Raw genomic sequence first — 23,521 nt, forward strand, 5'->3', positions numbered from 1 at the left:
GTTGCCAAGGATAAAGGCGCCGCTTGAGCTTGAGGTCGAACTCACCAAAGGACTATAACAATGGCTCTCAGTAAAGAAGTGCCGGAGTTTGACATCGACGATGAGGTTCTCCTGATGGAGACCAGCATCGATACGGATTCGATGTCGAATGATGAAGGGGCGGCTCCACCTTCCGTTCGTGCCAAATCCAAACACTCCGCATCGTTGAAGCAACACAAGTACATTGACTACACGCGGGCACTCGACGCCACGCAGCTGTACCTCAATGAAATCGGCTTTTCCCCCCTGTTATCCCCCGAAGAAGAAGTTCATTTTGCGCGCCTGTCGCAAAGTGGCGATCCGGCCGGGCGCAAACGCATGATTGAAAGTAACCTGCGGCTGGTGGTGAAAATCGCCCGGCGTTACGTCAATCGTGGCTTGTCGCTGCTTGACCTGATCGAAGAGGGCAACCTCGGCTTGATTCGGGCGGTGGAGAAGTTCGACCCTGAGCGGGGTTTCCGCTTTTCGACCTACGCAACCTGGTGGATTCGTCAGACCATCGAGCGCGCGATCATGAATCAGACCCGGACCATCCGGTTGCCGATCCATGTGGTCAAGGAGCTGAACGTGTACCTGCGGGCCGCACGAGAGCTGACGCAAAAACTCGATCATGAACCCTCACCCGAAGAGATCGCCAACCTGCTGGAAAAACCGGTAGGAGAGGTCAAGCGCATGCTCGGCCTGAACGAGCGGGTTTCTTCGGTCGACGTCTCGCTGGGTCCGGATTCGGATAAAACCCTGCTGGACACCCTTACCGACGATCGCCCAACCGATCCATGCGAACTGTTGCAGGATGACGACCTGTCCCAGAGCATCGATCAATGGCTCTCGGAACTGACCGACAAACAACGCGAGGTGGTTGTGCGCCGCTTCGGGCTGCGCGGTCACGAGAGCAGTACCCTGGAAGACGTAGGCCTGGAAATTGGCCTGACCCGGGAACGGGTCCGGCAGATTCAGGTTGAAGGCCTCAAGCGCCTTCGTGAGATCCTGGAGAAAAACGGCCTGTCGAGCGAGTCGCTGTTTCAGTAACAGGCTCGTGTAGCGGTCAACAAAAGCCCCGACTGGTTCGGGGTTTTTTGTTGCGCGGAAGAACGTCCCCGCAGACCTGCGTAGCCACCTCGGGTTTGTAGTCTTGGGTTGTAAGTCTTGGCTTACTCTTTCGTAAGTGTTCGTTATTTTTACAGCGTGGCAGACCGCCATACTTTCACTGACGTTGATTTATCTAGTTGATTTAGATGCTTATTTTAGCAAGTTAACAGCATATGACAGGCGATTTCAGCGTTCGAGGCCGATTGCTCCCGGCTCCGAACACTCTAGTATTCGGGTTGTGTCGAGGGACAGACACGCCCTTCAAGGATGAGGGTAATGGACATCGCAGGAAGCGATTCATCAGGACGATGAAATGGAACACAGGGAATAGGGAAAAAAGTGGGCGGGTCAAACCGCCCCTTTTTTTTCGCCTGCAGAAAAGCAAAAAGGCCCTTGTGGGGCCTTTTTCGGGAACGCGGGGATAATCAGCGTTCGAGATGTTCGATCTTGCCTGGCTTGCCATCCCACTCAGCGGAGTCGGGCAAAGGGTCTTTGCGCTCGGTGATGTTCGGCCAGACCTCGGCCAATTCCAGGTTCAATGCGATGAAGTTTTCCATGCCCGCAGGGACTTCATCTTCGGAGAAGATGGCCACGGCAGGGCATTCTGGTTCGCACAGTGCGCAGTCGATGCACTCATCCGGGTGAATCACCAGGAAGTTCGGGCCTTCGTAAAAGCAGTCCACCGGACAGACTTCTACGCAGTCGGTGTACTTGCACTTGATGCAGTTGTCGGTGACGACGAAGGTCATTTCTAATTTTCTCCTCAGGCGCGGCTTGCTGCGCCCCTTCACATAGGGGTCGCAAGGTTCGGGAGCGATAGTCTGCAGGCCAGGCTAAAAGCCAGCAGCATCCCAAACCGCGCGAGATTCTAACAGCTTGCAAGCCTATGCGTTAGATCCGTGTCTTTAGTGTATAGAGCATTTCGAGCGCACGACGTGGCGTCATATCGTCCAGGTCGAGCTTGGCCAGTTCATCCAGCACCGGATGCGGCAGGCTGGCGAACATATCGCTTTGCTGTGGCGCGGCAGGCTTGCCTTTGGCTGGCTTGGGCGCTTCATGGGGCAGGGCGGTGTCTTCCAGGCGGCTCAAATGCTCACGGGCGCGCACGATCACTTCAGTGGGCACACCGGCCAGCTGCGCCACTGCCAGGCCGTAGCTCTGGCTGGCCGGCCCCGGTAGCACGTGGTGCAGGAACACGATGCGCTCGTTGTGCTCAGTGGCGTTGAGATGCACGTTGGCCACCAGCGGTTGGGCTTCCGGCAGAACCGTCAGCTCGAAGTAGTGGGTGGCGAACAGCGTGTAGGCGCGCAAGTGCGCCAGTCGCTCCGCCGCCGCCCAGGCCAGGGATAAACCGTCGAACGTACTGGTGCCGCGCCCGACTTCATCCATCAATACCAGGCTGCGCTCGGTGGCGTTGTGCAGGATGTTGGCGGTTTCGCTCATTTCGACCATGAAGGTCGAGCGCCCGCCTGCCAGGTCATCGCTGGAACCGATCCGGGTGAAAATGCGATCCACCAGCGACAATTCACAACTGGCCGCCGGTACGAAACTGCCGATATGGGCCAGCAGTACGATCAGCGCGGTCTGGCGCATGTAGGTGGATTTACCGCCCATGTTCGGACCGGTGATCACCAGCATGCGCGTATTGTCATCGAGGCTCAGGTCATTGGCCACGAACGGCGTGGTCAGCACTTGCTCGACCACCGGGTGACGACCCTGGCTGATACGCATGCACGGTTCGCTGACGAACCGCGGGCAGTTCAAGTCAAGGTTCAATGCACGCTCGGCCAGGTTGCTGAGTACGTCCAGTTCGGCCAGCGCCGAAGCGGTGTCCTGCAGCGGTGGCAACTGCGCGATCAGGTCCTCGAGCAGCGCCTCGTAAAGCATCTTCTCCCGGGCCAGGGCGCGGCTCTTGGCCGACAGCGCCTTGTCTTCGAAGGCCTTGAGTTCCGGTGTGATAAATCGTTCGGCGCCCTTGAGGGTCTGACGGCGGATGTAATCGGCAGGCGCCGACTCGGCTTGCTTGCTCGGCAATTCGATGAAGTAGCCGTGGATGCGGTTGTACCCAACCTTCAGGTGGGACAGGCCGGTACGGGCCTTTTCCCGGGCTTCGAGGTCGATCAGGAATTGTCCGGCGTTCTCGCTCAGCGATTGCAGTTCGTCGAGTTCGCTGTCGTAACCGGTCTTCAATACACCGCCGTCGCGGATGACCGCCGGCGGGTTGTCGACGATGGCTTTTACCAGCAGCGCGGCCAGTTCCGGGTAGGTGCTGGTAGTGGTTGCCAGCTGTTGCAGGTGCGGGGCTTCAAGCTCGGTCATCGCCACTTGTAGCTCAGGCAGGGCGCCGAGGGCATCGCGCAGGCGTGCCAGATCCCGCGGGCGGGCGTTACGCAGGCCGATCCGCGCGAGAATCCGCTCGATGTCGCCGATTTCCTTGAGCTGCGGTTGCAGCTTTTCGAAACGGTAGGCGTCGAGCAGGCACGTGATCGACGTCTGGCGGGCCAGCAAAATCTTCAGGTCACGCAGAGGTCGATTCAGCCAACGGGTCAGCAAGCGGCTGCCCATGGCGGTCTGGCAGCGGTCGACCACCGATTGCAGTGTGTTATCGCGACCGCCGGCCAGGTTGGTGTCCAGCTCCAGGTTGCGACGGCTGGCGCCGTCCAGCACCACAGTATCGTCCAGTCGCTCATGACGCAGGCTGCGGAGGTGGGGCAGGGCGGTGCGCTGGGTTTCTTTCGCATAGGCCAGCAGGCAACCGGCGGCGCCGATGGCCAGGGTCAGGTTCTCGCACCCGAAACCTTTCAGGTCCTGGGTAGAAAACTGCTGGCAAAGACTTTTCAGCGCCGAGTCACGTTCGAAATCCCACGGCGCACGGCGACGAACCCCACGACGCTTTTCCGCCGGCAGATCCTTCGGCCAGTCATCCGGAATCAGCAGCTCTACCGGATTGACCCGTTCCAGCTCCGCCAACAGGTTTTCCCAACCCTTGATTTCCAGCACGCTGAAGTTGCCGCTGGTGATGTCCAGCACCGCCAGGCCGAACAGACGCTCATCACCCAGCACGGCCGCGATCAGGTTGTCCCGACGCTCATCCAGCAGCGCCTCGTCACTCACCGTCCCCGGCGTGATGATCCGCACCACCTGGCGCTCCACCGGCCCCTTGCTGGTGGCCGGATCGCCGACTTGTTCACAGATCACCACCGACTCACCGAGCTTTACCAGTTTCGCCAGGTAACCTTCGGCGGCGTGGTAAGGAATTCCGCACATGGGAATTGCCTGACCGGCCGACTGCCCGCGGGCAGTCAGAGTGATGTCGAGCAACTTGGCGGCCTTCTTCGCGTCCTCATAGAAGATCTCGTAGAAGTCGCCCATGCGGTAGAACATCAACTGGTCTGGGTGCTGGTTCTTCAGGCGCCAGTACTGCTGCATCATCGGCGTGTGGGAGGACAGGTCGGAAATTGCTTTATTCATCAGAGGCTTAGGATTGTTTGTTCAAAAGTGTGGGGCAAAAATGGGGCAAATGACGATTTGATATCAGCGGCATTTGCTGGGAATAGGCCGAGATTAACATAGGGGGGTGGTGAAGGACGCGAGGTCAGGTTATTTTGAGTGCTGCATGTCACATTGGCATCATCAACCCTGTTGGAGCAGATCATGAAAAAGGAATTCCCTGGCTATTTCTCAGGCGCTGCCGCTGACGTTGAGAAAATTTGGGATGAATGCATTTTTGTGCTCGATGCTAACGTTCTTCTAAATCTTTATAGATATTCTGATTTCACTTGTTCGAAGCTGTTAGAGGTTTTTACCTCTCTTGCCGATCGCTTGTGGGTCCCCCATCAGGTTGTTTTTGAATATCTGAATAACAGGCTTTCCGTTATTGGAGAGCAAGGTAAGGTTTATGATGATGCTGTTAAGAAAGTAGACGCTCTAAAGAGAAGTTTGGAAAATCATAATCAGCACCCTTTTGTTACAGAGCAAACATTGGCAGAAGGTTTGGAGTTATTTGCAAAAATTGTTTCCGAGCTAAATCAAAATAAGTTGGTTTATGAGAAACGAATAAATACAGATGAGATCAAGGATCAGTTGGAAAGGTTGCTTGAGGGGAAAGTTGGCAGCTCCTTTGCCCGTGAGCAACTAGACAAAATCATCGTAGATGGAAAGGGGCGTTATGAGCAGAAGATTCCGCCCGGTTTTTGTGACGTAAAAAAAGGTGGAGACTCGATTGTCTTTACTGATGTTTGTCGGCCGTACGGCGATTATATTGTCTGGTTGCAGATAATTGAGCATGCTAAATCGTTAAATAAATCTGTTATTTTTATAACTGGTGATAGTAAAGATGATTGGTGGGCTTCCTTTCAGGGGAAAACACTTGGTCCACACCCTCAGTTGGTAGAGGAGTTTTTATCATTGGTTGGGAAGGAGTTTTATATGTATCTTCCTGACCGCTTTTTGGAGAGGGCGAGTGAGTATTTGAAACAGGATGCTTCAGAACAAGCGGTGAATGAAATAAGGGATATACGTGAAGAGGATTCGGAAAGCGCATTGCTTGATAAAGCAGTGAATTTTGCCTGGCCTTCTAAACCTGGCAACACTTGGCCTGATAAGCCTGCTCCCTCTAGCTGGAATGATGCTCCCTCTAGCTGGCCTGATGCTCCGGCAATTGCTACTTGGTCTGACGTCTCCCCGGCGAAGTTCGCGTGGCCGATGCCCGACGAGGGAAGGCAAAATTATGAGATTCATTGGATAGAAGCTCAGAGATCACAGGTTCGCGAGCGTGCCGTACAGATCCGCGAAAGATTGGACAGTCTCCTAAAAGAGCGCGAACAACTGGCAATTCTTCAGCATAAGCTTGTCGGGGAAGGCGCAGGACCGGCTGATGAGGCGTTGCAAGACACTCTGAGGCGCTTGGCTATTCTCAACTCTATTATTGACGTACTAGAGAGTGAACTTTCGGAAATGCGCGCTAAACTTCGCTCCTTGAGTCTGCGTCAGAGAATTCTTTTTAAAAATGGTAGTGAAGAATAGGGGTCATTTTTTTATTTTTCTGGAGTTAAGTTGTGACCAAATTTTTTCAAGTTCGGCTGGAGATTCGTCATCCATCCATTTTGCATAAACTTGAACTAGCATGGTGAAATCCATATGGCCCATCTGTTTTGCAATAAACGCAAGATTGCCGCGTGCGGTTAGGCACCAGCAGGCATAGGTGTGTCTTGTCTGGTATGGCCGGCGTGGACGTATACCTGAGCGTTTCTGGATGGCTACCCACTTTGTGTTCCACGAAGTGGGTATAAACCAGTGGTTGATGATTTTCTTTCGCGCCTGTGTTGTCGGGGAAAGTATCGGCGTTACTGTTTCGATGCGGCTTTCGTGGCGGTTCATGTACACCTCGATCTTCCGCGGTTCGTGGTCAGCCACCAATCCCATTAGAGTTTTACAGGCTTCAACAGCAGGTGGCATCAGAAGCACGGCCCGAGGTTTTCCAGTCTTGGGTACCTTGAAGGTTCCGTCTGCTGTGATTGCCCTGGTGATATTGATCTGGCCTCCGATTAGGTCGATATCTTCGACCGCCAGAGCACACAACTCGCCCGGACGTAGTCCCGTGTAGACTGCGAGGGTCACCGCCGCAGAGTCCTGTATGTGAAGGCAACCTTTATGTATCAGCTGTTCGAATTCCTCTTTGGTCAGGGGGTCTGGCTCGCGGTCCGTCATCGCGAAACGGATGCAGGCGGCGGCCAGTCCTTTGCGGCAGTAGCTGTTGTTTTCGCACCACGCGAGGAAGCCCGCAAACGTTGCCAGGTAATGGTTCGCAGTCGAAGGCGCCCGGGTGGCGATCAGTTGTGTCCTGAGTCGCTGGATGTCTTCGGGTAGAAGGATGCCTGCCAAACGGTCTGGCCCTAAAAGCTCGGTGCAAATATCGAGCGCGTAGCTGTATTTCTCCTCGGTCATAGGAGTTAGGTCGACAGCCTTCAACGGTTTGTAACGGGCCATGAGTGCGGTCAGGCGCTCGTCCTTTACGTTGCTGTAGTTGACTGCGTACTTCGAGTCAGGGAAGTGTCGACCGTAATCGAATTTTCCTGTTTTGATCTCATGAGTAATTGCCGCCCTAAGTAGAGCGGCGTGTTTGATGTTGGCTTTGGTTACCGGTAGACCTAAGGATTCGCGGCAGCGGATTCGCCGCCACATGAACACTATGCGGATGTAACCGCCATGCAGTTCGAGTCCTTTGTGTTTAGCCAGCTCAGCTTCTAGGCCGCTTCCTGCGGTGCGCTCTCGGCCCACTTGTCGTACTCCGTCATGTTGATTGCGATGCGGCCGTCTGGTGTTTTGCGCCAGATCCGGCCTTGTGCCCAAGTCCCGTTCTTCACTTTGTGGCGTATGGCGTCTTCGCTGTAGCCGGTGAGTTCGGATGCGCGGTTGATCATCACCCAGCGTGGAAGGCTCATTGCTGTTTCTCCCCAGCTCGGCGCGCGATGCCTTCGGCCTGGCGCTGTTTGCTGCATTTTTGGTGGTTGCCATGTGCGCGTGACTTGTCGCATTTGTCGCAGATTGTGTTCAGATCAAGCGGTGGCATTTGCCCGCGGCGAATTCGGGCTGTCCGGCGAAGGGCTGTCATGTTCGCGGACACCTCACTCCGAAGTAGATTGATGGCCGGAAGGTTTCGCGGTATAGCGACCACATATCCGCCCATGCTTCTTGCATAGTAAGGCCTTGGCCTGTGACGCCCATTCGACGACACCACCAGTAGCCGTTCCAGTAGGTCATTCGCGGTCTCATCGGTATGGTCCTCGGTAAATGTGTTGGAGCATGAACAGCACGGCGTAGATAGGAATGATCATGCTGCTTCCTCTGCTGAGGACTGCCCCAGCTCAGTGGCCTGGCGCTTGATGTCCATTTCATATGCCTCGCGCAGCGCATCGCGCAGGTGGGTGTAGCCTTCAGATTCGGGCACGTGGGGGAAGCTGATGGCGCTCTGCTCGATGTCGGCATACAGGTCGCCCCGTTTGTTCAGCCAGTCAATGAGTTGTGTGTCGAGTGGATCGGCGTTGAGGTTGCTGGCTGACTCAACTACATAGAAAACGCGGTGAGCCATACCGCGGGCCAAGTTGATCAGTAGTTCGGCTTTTGCCTGAGTAGGCTCGGTGCCGGGCATCGCTTTCCATGTCTGGAGTGCGAGCGCTAATGTCCTGGTGATGTCCAACATCACTTGGTGGTCGCTTTTGGTGAAGGGCGTGGCCTTGATGGCGTGCATTTGCTCCCGCAGGTCGGCCAGTTGTCGGGCTTCCGTGTTGCGGAGCTTCGTCAAAGTCGACACATCTATATGCAGTGTGGCGATGCGACCAGCGAGCTCTCTCTTCTGATCGCGAATCCCCGCGGCGTAGTGCCGGTCAAACGCCTGCGAGATCATCTTTTGAACGTAGTAGGCCATTAGAAACAGGCCCATGACTAAGCAGGCGGTGATGATGATCAGGTGTTGAGTTTGCATGTGCTGTGTTCCTCGTTCGAGCCCGCCGCCGGGATTCTTGGTGAGAGGCCGGCGGCGAGCGATGCAATGGTTAGATAGTTGCTTCGTACATCGGCACTTCGCCGATAGATCCTTGGATCTTGGCGCGCACGGTGATGTAAGCCTCTTCAAGTACCTTGTCCGGGCGGACCAGCTCGAACCACATAACCAGGCGAGACTCTTGAATGCGGTAGCGGAAGCGAACCGCCACGCAGAATGCGTCACCGCCGAGGAATGGCTTCACACCAATGTAGAATTGTTCAGGGATCTTCAGTTGACCGGTTTCGCCGGCTTGACCATCGATCTGCTCGTTGTAGGTGAGCTGGACTTGGCCGTTATCCAGGCGTGTGCCTTGGCGGAAGCTGATGTTTTTCTTGGCTTCGAGGGTTCGGCTGATTTCGAGCATGTCGGCCGCTGATGGTGCGCCTGGGATGCCCTCAGGGGCGGTGATGTCCTTGATGTTTTCTTCAAAAAACTCGGCGAACGTTGCTTGATCCATCTTTTTGCGATCCGAACTTTTCCAGCGCCCCCACTCGATGCTGATCGGGCACTGGTAGACCGCGACGTGCTGACCCCAGGATGGTTGCTCGGGTTGGTGATAGTCGAGTACGGCACGGAAGGTGCGACCTTCTGGCCCGTCGCAGAAAACTACCGAAGAAGTGCTGGCGAAGCGGTTGACGTAGGAAATGAACGTGTCGGCGTCGAGGACGTTTACGGCTTGGCGAATGCGTACGGGGGCGAGCAGCATTCCTTCGAGGTCTTGAACCTTGACGCCTTGCGGTACGAGAGCGAACGGCGCGGGCAGGTCAGGGTGATCCTGCGGCTTGCCCAATGCTTGGGCTAGGGTGACCAACTGATTAATTGCTTCTTGCATTGGATGTGCTCCAGTGGTGAGTGATCGTTACGGTGCGACGTGACGTAGTGGGGTTTGGTCGTCGTCCTCAACAGGGCGTAAAGCCAGGTCTTGTTGCCGAGGATCGCGACGCGTGAGGTTGCCCTCGGGTGTCAGGAAGAACAGGGAAGTGCCACGGGACAGAACCGGCTCCTTCACCTTCACGTCAGCTTTGATGTTCATCTGGCCGCGCCCGTCGGGCTTGTAGTTCAGTTCGATCACCAACTTGCCGGCTTTGCCGGACAGGCGAATGGCATCGATCAGGCTGTACTGGGCCTCGCTCAGTTCATCGAGAAGGCCGCCGGCCTCGATGTCCCGCAGCGTGTCGATGAAGGGGCGTGCTTTACTCATGTGCTGTGCCTCATTGAGTGCGAGTTGTTTGCCCCTGGACGGCAGGGACCACCGGTCAATCAGGCTGCTTGCTTCGTCGCTTGGGCGTCGAGGTAGGTGGCCAGGTCGTGTAGGTACACAACTGTTGTTCCCTTCGCAGAGGCGCCAAGTCGAGTCACTTTCAGTTGGATTCGTCCGGCACTGATTTGGCGAAGCAGATAGCGATCGCTGGTAATGTGGGAGAAGTAACGCTCGCGGATGGCGGATAGAGTTGGGCATGGTGTCGCCCATTCCTTTCGCAGTTGATCAATGGTGTCGCTCACGCCGCATCCTCCCCGAGCCCCTCCGATGGGGGCAGCAACTTGAGGCGGATCAATTCGGCGAGGCCTTCTTTGCTTTTGCCCATAGCTGCGGCGCAGATTTGACCCTTTTCGTCCGCGACCACTGCGCCGAATGGATATTCGGGCGAGTTGGTAGGGGTAACGTAGGCTGTCTGTCCTTCGTGAATCACGTTGTTCACGCAGCGGAACACTTCGGCCAGTTCGGTGCTCAGCGCCGGCATGCTTTCCAACAACTGGACCGCTTCGGTTGAGGCTCCGATCAGCGTGGCTCGGCTGATGACGCCGGGGCAGTTGAGAAAGATCGGGATCAACTTCAGGGCGCCGAGGGATTGGGTGTAGGCATTTGCTTGATTGGTTTTCATGCGACGGCCTCCTTGTGCGTGATGGTTATGCCCAGCTTCTTTGCCAGCCATTGCACGCCGGCTTCGGTGACCATCACCACGGCATAGTGCTTGTAACGGTTGGTGGTTCCGATCTGGACGCTGCGCGGGTCTGAAAACAGATTGGCGCCACCGCGGTGATGGCTTGCCAAGTCGCCGCTTTGCGTCAGCACGCGGAGCGCACGCAGCTGCTCGCGGAACTTCCGAGGTTTGAGGCCGAGCACGGCGGCCGTTTCGTCCAGGGTTCGGTTCATGGCGCGGTCCTCAAGCTGCGTGGCTTTCGAAGCGAGCGGTCAGGGCTGTGAAGAGCTCATCAAGCTGGCAGAACAGCTCGTCGAGCGCGCCGTCGTTGTGCAGCACCAGATCGTTGTCCTGAATGCCAATGCCCGATTCGCTGATGTGTGGGTTCACCTCGGCTGCGTCAGGGCGAAGGATGTGGAGAACGATCCCGCCGCGATTGCGGACAAAGTCGGCTTCGTTCTCGAATCGTAGGTCGCTGATCACAAAGCCAGTGGAGTTGTCCTGGGTCTGGCCGAGGAATTCGAGGTTCTGTTCAGCCAACAGTAGCCAGAGCTCCGGGTGAACCATGTTGCGGCCCCAGTCAGTCCCGAGAGACTGCATCAGCTCTCGCGGGGAGCGTCCCAGCCAATCAATTGATTGCTCTTTGCGGTCACCGTCGAAATCGCATGGGCTCAGGTTGAGGATGTTCATCAGTCCGTCACGCAGCGGGTCGGCAAATGCATACGCTTGGAAGCCGTGAATGTTCGTCAGGTGATTGGCGGCAGTGGTTTTGCCGGAGCGAGCGAGGCCTGCGAGGCCGATCAAGAGCTGCTTCATGCTGCGTCACCCCCGTCATCCGCTGAGGCGATGTCGGCGTGCTTGATGGCGGCGGTGCGACCTTTGGGGTTGGTGATGACCAGGAGACCTGTGCGCTCCTGGATTGCTTCGACCGCGGCGCGGCTACTGCACGCAGATGGGTGCAGGTAGACCGGGCAGCGGGTATTGCTGTGCTGTGTGGTTTGCATCGCTCGTACTCTTGGTGAGAGGTAACGGTACAAACGATACAAATACGTATTGGTTGAGTCAATACGTATTTGAATTGATTTTGTGGTGGGCCACAAAAAAGCCCGCACAGCGCGGGCTATATTTGATGGTGATATGTATTAGAAGATTTCGAGTTTCGAAAACACCACTCCGCAGATCATCGCGTCACTTCCCAGCTCTATGATTGGCTCCGGCCAAGCTGGGTTCAACGGCTTGAGGAATCGGCGGCTACCCTCCATGACCAACTGCTTAAACGTCGCCTCTTGGCTATCGACTAATTTGGCAATAACAAGTGATCCGTTCTCCGCGTCCTTTGCTGGATCCACAAAGATGATGTCGCCGTCGCGGAAGGAGCGGCGTTCGTGTTGGTTGAACATCGAAAGCCCACGCACTCTTAGGGCATAGCTCTGGCTGCTGTGGGAAGCCGCGCAAGGTAGCCATATCTCTGCGTCATCCAGTGTTCTCACGTCCATTATTTCGCACCAAGCTCCTGCTTGAACCCATGAAATCAATGGGACATATCCTTTAATAGCTGGACCTGGTTCTACGTTGGATTGTGGCACCCGGGGCTCTTTGATCGGGTCAGAACTTGGATCTGTATGTTCGCCTCCCTTCCAAAGCCAATTGCTGCTGACCTTTAAAGCCTTGGCGATTTTTTCGACATTGTCATGGCGTGGGCTGGCAACCGCGTTTGTCACAATCCTATGAATTGTCGGCTGCGGCACGCCCGAGCGGCGGCCGAGCTCCCCTTCTGAGAACCCCATTTCTTGCATGCGTTGAGCGATGCGGTCGCCGATCACTTTTTTCTGCCTTGATTCAAAAACGTATCGAGGATTGTATTGAATGGGTTAATACGTTTGTGTATTGTAGCGATCAATGCGAAAGTGCATCGGTGAACGATATGACTATCCAAGAAATGCTCGCAGATTTACTGGGGTCTGGCTTGTCCCAACGGGTTATTGCGGAGCGCGTAGGAACCACACAACCAACAATCAATCGTGCCGCTAAAGGTGCAGATGTTCGGTATGTAACGGGGAAGGCGATCGAGCGCCTTTATTGCCGGGAAAAAGAAGCCGCTGGCCTAAAGTCGGCAGCTTAAAAGGACGCTGAGCCGGGGCCTCTCACCAAAGATCCCCCAGCCCAGCTACGACGATCCACAGCACATGCACATCGGTCGTGGTCGTAGGATAGGGTTTGCCCTGATCTATGGCTAGGCCGTAAACAGGGAATTTACGGTTATGAGTCGAACAGATCTTCTGCCGGACGCTGGTCCGGTTCTTCCTCTGCGCCAAGCGATCTATCGCGCTGGTCGCGACTACAAGGGCGGAATCACCGCCCTTGCCTTTGACATGGTGTTGGATAACGACACCCTGCAAAAGAAACTCAAGCTCGACGAAGAGCGTCGCTGGCTAAATCCTGATGAACTTGAGGAGCTGATCAGACTGACAGCCGATACGCGCTTGCTCGACGCGCTCATGCGACCGGCGGGTGCGGTTTGGTATCGCCCAGTACCGGTACCGGCAACACGCGATGCGTTGAAGGCCGTTGGTAAGCTGCTCGGCGAAACTGGTGAATTCGTGGCCGCAATGCACGATGGTGCTGCCGACAATGTCTGGGAGCTTCACGAAGTCCTCGATCTTGAAAAGCAGGGCATGGACGTGATCCGCGAAGTCCTCGGCATCATGGCGGGTGCCCGTCAGGCGATGGAGGATCGCATCCATGGCTGACGATATCGATCGCGCCAACGACCAGGCGCAATACCTGCTCGACGTTGCGCTTCAGCGCAGCCGCCGTGCGCCATCAAGCCGCATCAGCGCGCAGTTTTGCGCGGATTGCGACGAAGCTATCCCGTTGCTTCGACAGCAGACGATTGCGGGTTGCCAAACCTGCGTTGACTGTCAGGGGTTGCGGGAGGCTCGGCGATGAGTGAACCGGCCAAAGGAATAGCCATCGCCACTTGGGCAAAACGTTACATCAATACTTTCGATCTCGCCCTGGTATCCATTGAACCGGGCGAGAAAGCCCCAAAAGGCATGGGGTGGAATAAGCCCGGCGGCTACATCACTGATGCCGCCACGGCTGAAGCGTTCTGGCAACGAAACCCTACCCACAACCTCGGCGTTGTGCTCGGCCCGAGTCGTGTCTGCTCGTTGGACGTCGATGACGTTCAGTGGACGCGGCATGTGCTGTATGAGCTGCTGGGCGTCGATCTGGATGCCATGGCGGCGGTGTATCCGACCATTGTCGGTAACCCTGCGCGTTTCCGGGTGTTGTTCAAGCTGCCGGACGGCGTTGAGCTGACCCGGCATTCTCTGTCTTGGCCAAATGAAAATGACCCCGACGGCTCGATTTTCAAAGGTTTGATGGACAAGGCCAAGGCTGCGAAAGAGCAGGGCGATGTTGCAGGGGAAGCCGCGGCGCGTGCCGAAGCCGATCCGTTCAAGCGATTTACGGTGTTTGAATTGCGTGCCGGCCTGGTGCAGGACGTGTTTCCGCCATCGACTCATCCGGGTACCGGCAAGCCTTACACCTGGAAAACCCCACCAAACGCCGCGGACGGGTTGCCGACACTCACCAACGATCTGCTGAACATCTGGCAAAACTGGGACATCTTCAAACGTGATGCTGAGGCAGCGTGCCCGTGGGCGGTCAAGTCAACATTGCCGCCGGCGAAGGTCAACAAACGTCCAGCTCCTACGGCAGGTAAGTCTCCATCGGTAATTGATGAGTTCAATCGTTGCCACGACGTCTCAGAGCTTTTGCGCACCCACGGTTACATCAAACGGGGCAGCAAGTGGCTTTACCCGCAGAGCAGCACTGGCCTGCCGGGCGTGACGATCAGTGATGGCAAAGTTTATTCGCACCACGGCGCCGATCCGCTCGCGAACGGGCATCAGAATGACGCCTTCGAGGTGTTCTGTTTGCTCGAGCACGGCGGTGACCAGTCGAAGGCGGTGAAGGACGCCGCGCGTATGTTGGGTATGCAGCATTCATCGCGCCCTGATCCGCGTGGTCTTCCCCCCACCCCATCCGATGACACGAGCGAGCTGGGCTCGCCGAATGACATCGTCAGCGAGGCCACTCCGGCTCCTAATGGGGGCGCGGGGGAGGTGCTGACACTCGATCACGTCCTTCGGCGATTTGCATTGGTAGAGGGCACCACGCACGTGTGGGACTTCGACCAATCACGGGTTATGAAGAAGTCGGCATTTGAAGCGCGAGTCGGTAAGCCTTTGGCGAAACAGTGGCTGGAGGACACCGAGCGTCGAAAGCTGATTTCCGATGACCATGTGCGCGACATCGAACAGGCGCGGCGGATGTCGGGCAAGAAAGGTGGTGCTTTTGGCATGCCGCCGACCGAGCGTTACGTGTACATCGATGGCACGAAGGACGTGTGGGACCGCGAGAAAAAACGGCGTGTGGCCGAGGGCGCGGTGAAGATGGCCCTGGGGGATACCTACCCGTTGTGGTTGAACAGCAGCGAGCGTCGGGTGGTTGATGTTGACCATATCGTGTTTGACCCGACGATGACCAAAGATCCGAACGTATACATCAACACGTTCGATGGTCTGCCACTCGAACCGATCAATGATGAGGCCGCCTGCGAGAACCTACGGTGGTTGATTTCGTTCCTTTGTAACCATGATCAGGATGCTACGCGGTGGTTGACGCGGTGGATGGCGTACCCGCTGCAACACCTCGGCGCCAAGATGGACACGGCGGTACTGATGCACTCGATCATGGAGGGTTCCGGTAAGAGCCTGCTGTTCGCCGATGCAATGGGCATGCTTTACGGTCAGTACGCGGCCACCGTCGGACAGACCCAGCTGGAAAGTAACTTCAACGCCTGGCAAAGCCGCAAGCTCTGGTCGGTGTTTGAAGAGGTTGTCAGCCGCGATCAGCGGTACAACCAGGTGGGCAAGATCAAGCATTTGATCACCGGCAAGACGGTGCGCATGGAGTCGAAGTTCATCAATGGCTGGGAAGAAGCCAACCACATGAACGCGGTGTTCCTGAGCAACGAGATCATGCCGTGGCCCATAAGCGAAAGCGACCGGCGGATGCTGGTGATGTGGCCCGAGCTTACCCTGCCGGCAGACCGCCAGAAGGCTATCGGCCAGGAGCTGAAAAACGGCGGAGTCGCGGCGCTATATGGCTGGCTGTTGTCGATTGACCTCGGCGACTTTGACCAGCGCACCCGGCCACCGAGTACTGCGGCACGTGAACGCCTGGTGGCGTTGAGTCGGGCCGGCTGGCAGACATTCCTCAACCTTTGGAAGTACGGTGAGCTGGGGCGTGACTTGTGGGGCGTGTGCCTTTCGACCGACCTTTATTCGCTGTTCCTTGAATGGTGTCACCGCAACAAAGAGCACGTGATGAGCCAGACGAAGTTCTCGCTGTTCATCGGTTCGGAAGTGGACAAGACCCGATCTATTCCCTGGACCGAAGGTAGTAACAGGCGATTTGGTGCGTTTTTCTTTCCGAACGACCCCGGTGCTTCCCAGCCCCCATCACTGAAGGCGGCCGATCTGGGTAAGACGGTCACCAACTGGCGTGCCCAGGCGAAGTTAGCCGGCTGGAACGTGGACAACTGGGAACACGTCAAGGCGGCTGCAGCATGAATGCGCCTAAAAGTGTGTTGGGTGTGTCGGGTGTGTGTCGGGTTGGTTTTTGGTACCACACACAATTTCAGGCCTTTATTTGTGCGGCTTTCCGGCTGTTGTGCTGGGTGTGTTGGGTTTGTCGTCGCGCACGCGCATATGTGACGTTAATTGCTTCGAAAAGAAGGGCAAGAGTTTTTTCTTATGCGAGGAACAATAACCCCAACAAACCCAACACACTCAACTCAAAGTTAGTAAAGGTATTGATTTTAAAGGGATTTATTTGTGTTGGGTTTGTGTCGGGTTATGGGTTTTCTGTGTTGGGTTCGGTTTTTCGGGAGGAAGGGCGATGATCGAGGAAATTGAAGAACTGATGCAGCATTGGGCCCACCAGCACTGCCAGGTCGGCGACGGTGCAGGGTTGAGCAGCCCGATGGCAACAATCATGCAGTGGGGCGGCAGCGCGCCGCGTGGCACGCCTGGCTCGCGTGATCTGTTGATGGCTGCGGGTGGTGGTATGGATCATGTTGCAACGGAAGTGGCTGCGGCCCTCGCACAACTTGAGCGGCAGTCAGAAAAAGGGGCTCAGCTCGCAACCCTGGCTCGCAATCGTTACTTGCCACAGCCTGCGTACTCGGTTCGGTCTCAATTGCAGTTGCTCGGACTTCGTGAAGACGCTGACCGGACGTACCGGAACTGGGTTCATCGTCTGCATCAGCAGGTGCAACTGATCCTCACGGTTCGTAGTGCTACGACCCGGGGACTTGACCGGCGTAGTGGTGCACTTGAAACCAACCTGACCCGAGCATCAACGAGCAAGCGCGCTCGGGTCTGCTAGGTACCGTTCGTCGGGATGCTTTGTCGTGTTGTGGTCGTATTGTGGTCGCATTCATGTCGTTTGTTGACCTACCGAAAATTGCCACTTTTCGGTTTTTCCGGAGCGGGGTAAAAAGTCCCCATGATATGAAATTTGCGCCTTTGCGCTTACCTCGCACGTGCTGTGCAGCTTCACCCGGCCCTCCCTGAGCCGGTCACCTAACCCCGCTTCGGCGGGGTTTTCTTTTTCGGCTTACGGCGCAACCAATAAGGACAGAACATGACGAATGAACAGCAGGCGCTAGCGGAAATGCCGATCTGGTTGGTGATTGTCCTGGCCCTGGTCGGCGGCGTGTCGGGTGAGATGTGGCGGGCCGATAAAGACGGGGCGCGAGGGTGGGCTTTGCTGCGTCGCTTGCCCGACAGACCTTCACCGTCCCGAGCGTGATGTATTCGGAGCTGGTGGCGAAGTTCGCCGGGGTGACCCTGGCGGCCGGGGCGGTGTCGATCAGCTTTCTGGTGGGGGTGACCGGAACGTCCACCCGCCTTGCGGTCGGGGAGTTCCTGATCGCCAAGGGTGCACAGGCTCAATATCGACCGAACTACACCCAGACCATCAACGCCACGATTGCGGCGGCCACCGCCGGCTTGCAAGTGCAGATCAGCGCAAACACCAGCGCGACCAACCTGCTGGAAGGGCGCGTCGAGGGGATCACCGAGGTCTTCGACAACCCCAACCTGTTCACCGATAAGGATTACGTCAATACGGTCGTGGCCGCCGGCCTGGATGCAGGTGGGAGTGGCACCTACACCAAGACCGCCAACGCGGTGCTGGCACAGATCACCACTGGCGACGGCCGCAAGGGGTTTTCCTTCTCGGTCAGCGCCGCCTCGAGCAACAGCTTTCGCTGGCTGCAAACCTTGGCGGCGGCCGGCCTGGTCGTGGGTGACAAGTTTTCCGCCTCGGTGCGTATTCTCGGCGGCGCGTCGCTCGGTCAAAGCCGTATCCTGGTACGGCAGTTCAACAACAGCTCCGGCGAGATCGCCGCCGCTCGGCAAAGCTACACCATCGCCAATGGCGTCGTGCCGGAAACAGTGGTCAGGTTTGCCGGGATTACCCTCGACGCGGCAGCGGTGTCGATCGACATCTACCTGGAAGCCAACAGCCTGTCGACATCGCTGCAGATGACCGACTACATGCTGGCCAAGGGTTCCGTCGCGGAATATCGCCCGGCCACCAAGGGGCGCCTGGCGACCAGCGAGGACTTGAGCACGGTCTCGTCGATTGATGCCGAGCGGGAGAAGTGGCGCTGGTCGCCGAACATTTTCCCCGATCCGCGCTTCACCAGCAGCGGCACCAGCTATGCCTGGTCCACCGGTGCCCCCACCCCGATCGTGGGCAAGAACGGCCAGGCCTGTATCGAGACCCCGGCCAGCGCGTCGGCGGTGAACCGGCGTACCGCCAAGTTGAGTGTGGCCAACTTCAAAAGCGGCAAGATTTCGGCATCCCTGGTGATCCAGGAAAAGCTCGGTGATCAGGGGCTGGGCGGCATCCAGTTGCGGCTGGTGGCGTTCGATGCGGCGGGCGCCCAGCTGAACTGGACCTCGGTGGGCGATGACGCGGGCAACACCACCTATTACTCGCGTTACCTGCCGCAGGCCAGCATCACCTCGGCCAGGACACTGATCATTGCAGACAACGTGCCGTTGCCAGCCGGCACCACTGATATCGCTTTCGACATCCGGATTGCCACCACGGTCCAGGCCTACCTGACCATGGTGGCGATTCGCGAAGGTGCCGACACCAGCTTCAAGGACACGGCCGGTTCCTCGGGGATGAAGGTCGCTTATGTCACCCCCACCGGCAACGATGTGTCAGGTGATGGCTCGGCAGGTGCGCCGTTCGCTTCGACCAATGCCGCGCTGGTTGCGTTAGGAGGGCGCGGTACGGTGATCCTGCGTGGCGCAGAGTTCGGTAAGGTCGTGCAGATCAATCCGCAGCTGGTCACCGAGCGGGTGGAAATCATTGGGGAATGGACAGGCAGCGCCAATCCGGTGATTCGGATGAGCGACAAACTGACCGGTATCAGCAAAACCGCCGGGCAGACCAAGATCTACCAGGTGGCCATGGCCGGGCTCACGGTGACGCCGAACTGGATCTACCAGGATGGGGTGGCCGATGCCCGCACCCTGATTGAAGCGGGACGGCACCAACCCGAGCATAACGGGCGATCCCATCGCTTGCCCTTTACCCGGATCCTCAAGGCGACGGCCACCACGCTGGCGACCGCGCTGGCCGAGCTGGACGCCGCCAGTGATCCACGCTGCTTCTATGAGGCGGGGGTGCTGTACTTCACCGTGGACTCCGGTGGGGATGGCACCGCGGCGAAACTGTACCTGGACGCGCTCACTGGCTTCATCGCTGCAGCTGCCACCGAAAGCTGCGGACAGATCGCCTTGCTGAACCTCGACGTTCGTTACGGCGGAGTGAACACGCGGCCGTTTCGTAAGACGCTGTTGGATGTGGTGGCGGTCCATGGCTCGCGCATCAACTGTTGGGAGCACGCGGGACACTCAAGGGCCGGCATGATCGAGGCGTCGTGCGCTGGATCGTTTACCACGGACGGTACCGGCGACGGGGTGAACGGGCACTTCCACGCCAACCTGATTGTCGACAGCCTGTATGCGCATGACTGCAACGACGATGGCGAGTCCAACCATGAATGGGGGCGGACGCGGATTCACGACCATTACTGCGAGTACAACGGCGGTACCGCAGTGGCACCGACCTACGGCTGCGATGCGATCTACAGCAACGGGCGCAGCTTCCGAAACCAACGGGTCGCCGGGCGCAAGGCCGCGGCCTATTACGTATCGGGGGCGCCGGCCGATGGTGGCAGCGAAACGATGGCGATTTTCCGCAGGTGCCGATCGGAAGAGGACACCGTCAGCTTCTGCGACAACTCGCCATCGCTCGATGCCTATGCCATCTGCGAAGACTGTGAGTCGATCAATCCGACGACCACGGCCTATGACGTCTACCTGATCAGGAACTGCCGGCACACCGGCACGGGCACCACCAAAACCGCCAAGGTCATCGTCCGCAACACCGCATTGGTGAGCTGACCCGCCATCACACATGCCCGCTTAGCGGGCTTTTTTTCGTCTGGAGAAAAGTTATGCCTGTAACCGAAAAAGACCGGGATGTCCTTGCTCGCACTCTGTGGGGAGAGGCTCGCGGGGAAAGTCTGGCCGGCCAGATTGCCGTCGCGTGGACCATCCGCAATCGGGTGAACGATGGCAAGGCCAAGTCGTGGTGGGGCGAGGGCTATGCCGGTGTGTGCCAAAAGCCCTACCAGTTCAGCTGCTGGAACAGGAACGATCCGAACTTTGCCTACCTGAGTGGCGCGAAACAGATTCCTTTCCGTGAGTTTGCCCAAGCGCAGATCGCTGCCGACCAGGTGTTGGCGGGCAAGGTGTCAGATCCGACCGGTGGGGCGACCCATTACTACGCGACCACCATGCCAAAACCACCTACGTGGATTAAGGACGCCAAGCAGACGCTGAAGCTCGGGCACCACATTTTTTTCAAGGATGTGCCGTGAGCCCCACGGCACTGATGTTTGCGTATTACCAGGTCGCGCCGAAGACGCTGGCCTCAACTTTTCTCAACACCCGAGGCAACAAAATATGCAACTGATTAGTAATTGGAAACATGCTTTGAAGATGTCCAGTGTTCAGGCTGGCGGTGCGATTGCAGCGCTGGGCATTGCTGAGCAGATGCTGCCTCAGCTGCAGGCGGTACTTCCGCCTGCAGCCTACGGCGTTCTGGGCATACTGGTGATGCTGGCACGGGTGATCCTGCAGCCCAAGCTGAGTAGCTAGGGACGGACTGGCGAGAGCTCAAAGAATTGTCGCCATCGCCAATGCCGGTGACCAAGGATTGAACGCCCTGGCTGCGTGTCAGGTCTATGTGCGGGCGCTGTTGCCGGATTTACCTGTCGCCCGGTAACCCGAAGGGCTGATCTTGGCAGGTGAGGGCGCGGAGCTTTGCGGTGAGCTCGCTGATGTGCTTGTCCTTGGCCATCAACTCGCAGTTGCTCCGGGTTTCGATATCGTTCGCGAGCCTGTTCGCATCGGCAGCTTCAGCTTTGGCTGTGGCCAATTGAGAGCGAAGCGTATCCCGCTCATTGGCAGCTTCGGTGTGCATTTCAACCAGCTTGAAGATGTTTTGTCGGGCCTGGCGCTGTTGCAGAGTCAGTTCCTGAATTTCGTTCTCGAGCATTCGAAGCTGATGCCGGCAGGTATCGAGCGGCGTCGGGCAGCCAAGCCAGTCGCTGGTGTCTTCGATTTCGAACAGGTCCACGGTCACACCTTACGGATGCTGGTTTTATATACAGTAGTCGAGGCGTAACGATTCGGCGAGAGTAAGGTGACGAACTGCTGGGCCATTCCGGCTTTGCAACCTCAACACTAAAGTTAAAAAGAGCGACCGAGCTGGGTGCGTCAACACCCAGCTTGGCCGCCGTCCCTGCAGATTGTCCCTGCAAGTCCAGCCAAGGCTCTTGCTCCGTGCACAAAGCGCGGCGAGCCTAGCACCTGTTTATATATACAGTAAAGGTCTTGCTACCTATGTCCACACCCATCATTCCTTGGATGGGCGGCAAACGCCGCCTGGCCGATCGCCTCATCCCTCTCTTCCCGCCTCATGAGTGCTACGTCGAAGTCTTTGCCGGTGGTGCCGCGCTCTATTTCATGCGGCCTCAGGCTGCACCTGTTGAGGTCCTAAACGACATCAATGGCGACCTGGTGACGCTGTACCGCGTCGTACAGAACCACCTCGAAGAGTTCGTGCGCCAGTTCAAATGGGCGCTCAGCTCGCGGCAGGTGTTTGAGTGGCAGAAAATGACCCGTCCCGAAACCCTCACCGACATCCAGCGCGCCGCCCGATTTTTTTACCTGCAGCATCATGCCTTCGCCGGCAAGGTCACCGGGCAGGCGTTCGGCACTGCGACCACCGCCCCGGCCATCAACCTGCTGCGGATCGAGGAAAACCTCTCGGCCGCATGGCAGCGCCTTTCCGGCACCTACGTTGAAAACCTCCCCTGGCTGGAATGCGCGGAACGCTATGACCGTGCCCATACCTTTCACTACATGGACCCACCGTATTGGCAGACCGTCGGCTATGGCGTGGACTTTCCGTTCGAGAACTACGAGCGGATGGCCGATTTTATGCGCCGCTGCAAAGGCAAGGTAATGGTCAGCATCAACGATCATCCGGACATTAGGCGTGTGTTTGAAGGGTTTCACTTCGAGACATTGGAGATTCGCTATAGCACGACGAATCAGCGCCAGGGGAAAGCTGAAACAAGCGGGGAACTTGTAATTATGAATTGGACCCCCGCGGAGCTAGGTAGTTTATTTTAACTATATAGGTGAGACGGATAGAAAGCGTCGTTTGTGCGAGGCTTTGGGGGGGCGTTAGTTAAATTTTATTCGTGCGTGTGTGATGCCGCGATTATTTCAATGACCTTGGAAGAGCGACCAGTATCCAAAGCAATGATGAACGTCAGGATGAGTTCCTGCAACTGATCGCCGTCTTTCATCCGCTGGATATATGCTAACAGGACGTATGGTTGAGAGAATTAATAAATAAAAAAGGGCGCTTAAAGCGCCCTTTTTTACTTAGAAAGGTTTTCCATAACCCATTTATTGTCGCACATCAAATTTCGCCATGCCGCTGGTCCCCCCGATTTCATCACCATAACTCGTTCGCCAGGAGCTAAATACTCGGCAAGCTGGTCTCTAATTTCCTTGGCTGTACTCTCTGATCTTAAAAACCAAGTTGATGATAGGGCCTGTTGTGTTTCGCCTAAAGTGGCAAGTTCCTCAAATATCCCAGACTGATCATAGTCATTGCTGAGGTCGAAGGATAAAACATATGTCTTCATAGTTTAGTCCTTGGCAAAATAATAACCCAGAATCATTGAAACTATCGGCACCACACTTTGGTAGATGTTTTCCGAAAGTTTTTTTGCACGTTCAGTGACAAAGCAATCAGGGATAAAGCTGCATGCAAAGAGTAAAACTACTAAAGAAAACAATGCTGCAAGTACATACTTTGCAAGCTCTATCTTTGCTTTGGGCATATTGAAATCTGGCTCGCCAACGATGCCGTCGAAATCAACCTTTATCTCCTTGAGTTTGTCCTGAGGCATGCTAAATCCCTATAATTTTTCCAATCACTTCTATGTGAGACTTGCTGGCAGGGTCGTTATCTTCTTTTGCTACTGCTAGAAAACGCCCGTTTTTTTTCTCAGTTTCAGAAACCTTTAGCAGAGCAAAAGCGCGCCTAATAACATCACCTTTTGAAATGTTCTCTTTTTCGGCGGTTTCTTCTATAAGCTTTTCCATTTCTGGAGAAAGGTTTACACTCATTCTAGACATTTGCATTCTCCTCGACATCATCAAAATTCTTGAGAATATGG

The 23,521-nt window shown here is 56.6% G+C and carries 27 protein-coding genes and 1 pseudogene; 11 read left to right on the forward strand and 17 right to left on the reverse strand.

Going from position 1 to position 23,521, the window contains the following annotated elements:
• The first annotated feature begins 60 nt into the window (after positions 1–60).
• Positions 61–1,068 (forward strand): RNA polymerase sigma factor RpoS, encoded by a 1,008-nt coding sequence (gene rpoS, locus BJ917_RS13230; protein ID WP_096513144.1) that lies wholly within the window; start codon positions 61–63, stop codon positions 1,066–1,068.
• Positions 1,069–1,553: 485 nt separating this feature from the next.
• On the opposite strand, the gene fdxA is transcribed toward rpoS, so the two are convergent.
• Positions 1,554–1,877: a ferredoxin FdxA gene (gene fdxA / locus BJ917_RS13235; protein ID WP_095197066.1), complete on the reverse strand. Its 324-nt coding sequence runs from the start codon at positions 1,875–1,877 to the stop codon at positions 1,554–1,556.
• A gap of 142 nt (positions 1,878–2,019) precedes the next feature.
• Positions 2,020–4,587: a DNA mismatch repair protein MutS gene (gene mutS / locus BJ917_RS13240; RefSeq protein WP_177435592.1), complete on the reverse strand. Its 2,568-nt coding sequence runs from the start codon at positions 4,585–4,587 to the stop codon at positions 2,020–2,022.
• A gap of 195 nt (positions 4,588–4,782) precedes the next feature.
• On the opposite strand from mutS, the gene BJ917_RS13245 reads away from it, so the two are divergent.
• Entirely contained in the window at positions 4,783–6,153 is a 1,371-nt protein-coding gene (locus BJ917_RS13245) for a PIN-like domain-containing protein (protein ID WP_121103582.1), read from the forward strand.
• Between the two features lie 3 nt (positions 6,154–6,156).
• Here BJ917_RS13245 and BJ917_RS13250 read toward each other — a convergent pair whose 3' ends face one another.
• The 11 genes from BJ917_RS13250 to BJ917_RS13305 all read right to left on the reverse strand — a co-directional run bounded on the left by BJ917_RS13250 (position 6,157) and on the right by BJ917_RS13305 (position 12,416).
• A complete protein-coding gene (locus BJ917_RS13250; RefSeq protein WP_121103583.1) occupies positions 6,157–7,407 on the reverse strand; it encodes a site-specific integrase in 1,251 nt (416 codons plus the stop codon).
• Positions 7,374–7,571 carry a hypothetical protein gene (locus BJ917_RS13255; RefSeq protein WP_056856218.1) on the reverse strand — a complete coding sequence of 66 codons (198 nt, stop codon included), beginning with the start codon at positions 7,569–7,571 and terminating at the stop codon, positions 7,374–7,376. The genes BJ917_RS13250 and BJ917_RS13255 overlap by 34 nt, the downstream gene beginning before the upstream one ends.
• A 389-nt stretch (positions 7,572–7,960) precedes the next feature.
• Complete coding sequence (locus tag BJ917_RS13265; protein ID WP_121103585.1) at positions 7,961–8,611, reverse strand: hypothetical protein; 651 nt, start codon at positions 8,609–8,611, stop codon at positions 7,961–7,963.
• 70 nt (positions 8,612–8,681) lie between these two features.
• Positions 8,682–9,503 (reverse strand): DUF2303 family protein, encoded by an 822-nt coding sequence (locus tag BJ917_RS13270; protein WP_121103586.1) that lies wholly within the window; start codon positions 9,501–9,503, stop codon positions 8,682–8,684.
• Positions 9,504–9,530: 27 nt separating this feature from the next.
• On the reverse strand, positions 9,531–9,872 hold the full coding sequence (locus BJ917_RS13275) for a hypothetical protein (RefSeq protein WP_121103587.1): 342 nt from the start codon (positions 9,870–9,872) through the stop codon (positions 9,531–9,533).
• Between the two features lie 59 nt (positions 9,873–9,931).
• Positions 9,932–10,174, reverse strand: coding sequence for a pyocin activator PrtN family protein (locus BJ917_RS13280; RefSeq protein WP_121103588.1), 243 nt, complete (start codon positions 10,172–10,174; stop codon positions 9,932–9,934).
• Positions 10,171–10,554 (reverse strand): hypothetical protein, encoded by a 384-nt coding sequence (locus tag BJ917_RS13285; RefSeq protein ID WP_121103589.1) that lies wholly within the window; start codon positions 10,552–10,554, stop codon positions 10,171–10,173. Before BJ917_RS13285 ends, BJ917_RS13280 begins: the two co-directional genes overlap by 4 nt.
• Positions 10,551–10,826 (reverse strand): hypothetical protein, encoded by a 276-nt coding sequence (locus BJ917_RS13290; protein WP_121103590.1) that lies wholly within the window; start codon positions 10,824–10,826, stop codon positions 10,551–10,553. Before BJ917_RS13290 ends, BJ917_RS13285 begins: the two co-directional genes overlap by 4 nt.
• Positions 10,827–10,836: 10 nt before the next feature.
• Complete coding sequence (locus tag BJ917_RS13295; RefSeq protein ID WP_256658546.1) at positions 10,837–11,397, reverse strand: deoxynucleotide monophosphate kinase; 561 nt, start codon at positions 11,395–11,397, stop codon at positions 10,837–10,839.
• Between the two features lie 8 nt (positions 11,398–11,405).
• Positions 11,406–11,597: a hypothetical protein gene (locus tag BJ917_RS13300; RefSeq protein WP_121103592.1), complete on the reverse strand. Its 192-nt coding sequence runs from the start codon at positions 11,595–11,597 to the stop codon at positions 11,406–11,408.
• Between the two features lie 138 nt (positions 11,598–11,735).
• A complete protein-coding gene (locus tag BJ917_RS13305; RefSeq protein WP_121103593.1) occupies positions 11,736–12,416 on the reverse strand; it encodes a LexA family transcriptional regulator in 681 nt (226 codons plus the stop codon).
• Between the two features lie 438 nt (positions 12,417–12,854).
• Between BJ917_RS13305 and BJ917_RS13315 the strand changes: the two genes are divergently transcribed.
• The 8 genes and pseudogenes from BJ917_RS13315 to BJ917_RS13350 all read left to right on the forward strand — a co-directional run bounded on the left by BJ917_RS13315 (position 12,855) and on the right by BJ917_RS13350 (position 20,918).
• A complete protein-coding gene (locus BJ917_RS13315) occupies positions 12,855–13,343 on the forward strand; it encodes a phage regulatory CII family protein (RefSeq protein ID WP_121103595.1) in 489 nt (162 codons plus the stop codon).
• Positions 13,336–13,542 (forward strand): TraR/DksA C4-type zinc finger protein, encoded by a 207-nt coding sequence (locus BJ917_RS13320; protein WP_121103596.1) that lies wholly within the window; start codon positions 13,336–13,338, stop codon positions 13,540–13,542. The genes BJ917_RS13315 and BJ917_RS13320 overlap by 8 nt, the downstream gene beginning before the upstream one ends.
• Positions 13,539–16,238: a DUF5906 domain-containing protein gene (locus BJ917_RS13325; protein ID WP_121103597.1), complete on the forward strand. Its 2,700-nt coding sequence runs from the start codon at positions 13,539–13,541 to the stop codon at positions 16,236–16,238. The genes BJ917_RS13320 and BJ917_RS13325 overlap by 4 nt, the downstream gene beginning before the upstream one ends.
• A 328-nt stretch (positions 16,239–16,566) precedes the next feature.
• Entirely contained in the window at positions 16,567–17,055 is a 489-nt protein-coding gene (locus tag BJ917_RS13330) for a hypothetical protein (RefSeq protein ID WP_121103598.1), read from the forward strand.
• A gap of 258 nt (positions 17,056–17,313) precedes the next feature.
• Positions 17,314–17,451 (forward strand): annotated as a pseudogene (locus BJ917_RS13335) (phage holin family protein); the annotation flags it as partial.
• A gap of 29 nt (positions 17,452–17,480) precedes the next feature.
• Positions 17,481–20,159 carry a hypothetical protein gene (locus BJ917_RS13340; RefSeq protein ID WP_121103599.1) on the forward strand — a complete coding sequence of 893 codons (2,679 nt, stop codon included), beginning with the start codon at positions 17,481–17,483 and terminating at the stop codon, positions 20,157–20,159.
• Positions 20,160–20,212: 53 nt separating this feature from the next.
• The gene (locus tag BJ917_RS13345; RefSeq protein ID WP_121103600.1) at positions 20,213–20,638 is read left to right on the forward strand and encodes a cell wall hydrolase; all 426 of its coding nucleotides are present in this window, start codon (positions 20,213–20,215) and stop codon (positions 20,636–20,638) included.
• 85 nt (positions 20,639–20,723) lie between these two features.
• Positions 20,724–20,918, forward strand: a complete 195-nt coding sequence (locus BJ917_RS13350) for a hypothetical protein (RefSeq protein ID WP_121103601.1) — start codon at positions 20,724–20,726, stop codon at positions 20,916–20,918.
• A 109-nt stretch (positions 20,919–21,027) separates the two neighbouring features.
• Here BJ917_RS13350 and BJ917_RS13355 read toward each other — a convergent pair whose 3' ends face one another.
• A complete protein-coding gene (locus tag BJ917_RS13355) occupies positions 21,028–21,399 on the reverse strand; it encodes a hypothetical protein (protein ID WP_256658547.1) in 372 nt (123 codons plus the stop codon).
• Positions 21,400–21,665: 266 nt separating this feature from the next.
• Between BJ917_RS13355 and BJ917_RS13360 the strand changes: the two genes are divergently transcribed.
• Positions 21,666–22,460 carry a DNA adenine methylase gene (locus BJ917_RS13360; RefSeq protein ID WP_121103603.1) on the forward strand — a complete coding sequence of 265 codons (795 nt, stop codon included), beginning with the start codon at positions 21,666–21,668 and terminating at the stop codon, positions 22,458–22,460.
• 254 nt (positions 22,461–22,714) lie between these two features.
• On the opposite strand, the gene BJ917_RS13365 is transcribed toward BJ917_RS13360, so the two are convergent.
• Genes BJ917_RS13365 through BJ917_RS13375 form a run of 3 tightly spaced genes read right to left on the reverse strand, consistent with a single transcriptional unit; the run spans position 22,715 to position 23,480 of the window.
• Complete coding sequence (locus tag BJ917_RS13365) at positions 22,715–22,984, reverse strand: hypothetical protein (RefSeq protein WP_121103604.1); 270 nt, start codon at positions 22,982–22,984, stop codon at positions 22,715–22,717.
• Positions 22,985–22,987: 3 nt separating this feature from the next.
• Positions 22,988–23,251 (reverse strand): hypothetical protein, encoded by a 264-nt coding sequence (locus BJ917_RS13370; protein WP_121103605.1) that lies wholly within the window; start codon positions 23,249–23,251, stop codon positions 22,988–22,990.
• A gap of 1 nt (position 23,252) precedes the next feature.
• Entirely contained in the window at positions 23,253–23,480 is a 228-nt protein-coding gene (locus tag BJ917_RS13375; protein ID WP_121103606.1) for a ribbon-helix-helix protein, CopG family, read from the reverse strand.
• Positions 23,481–23,521 lie beyond the last annotated feature (41 nt).

Source organism: Pseudomonas sp. WPR_5_2 (genome assembly GCF_003634475.1).
GTDB classification, from domain to species: domain Bacteria; phylum Pseudomonadota; class Gammaproteobacteria; order Pseudomonadales; family Pseudomonadaceae; genus Aquipseudomonas; species Aquipseudomonas izuensis.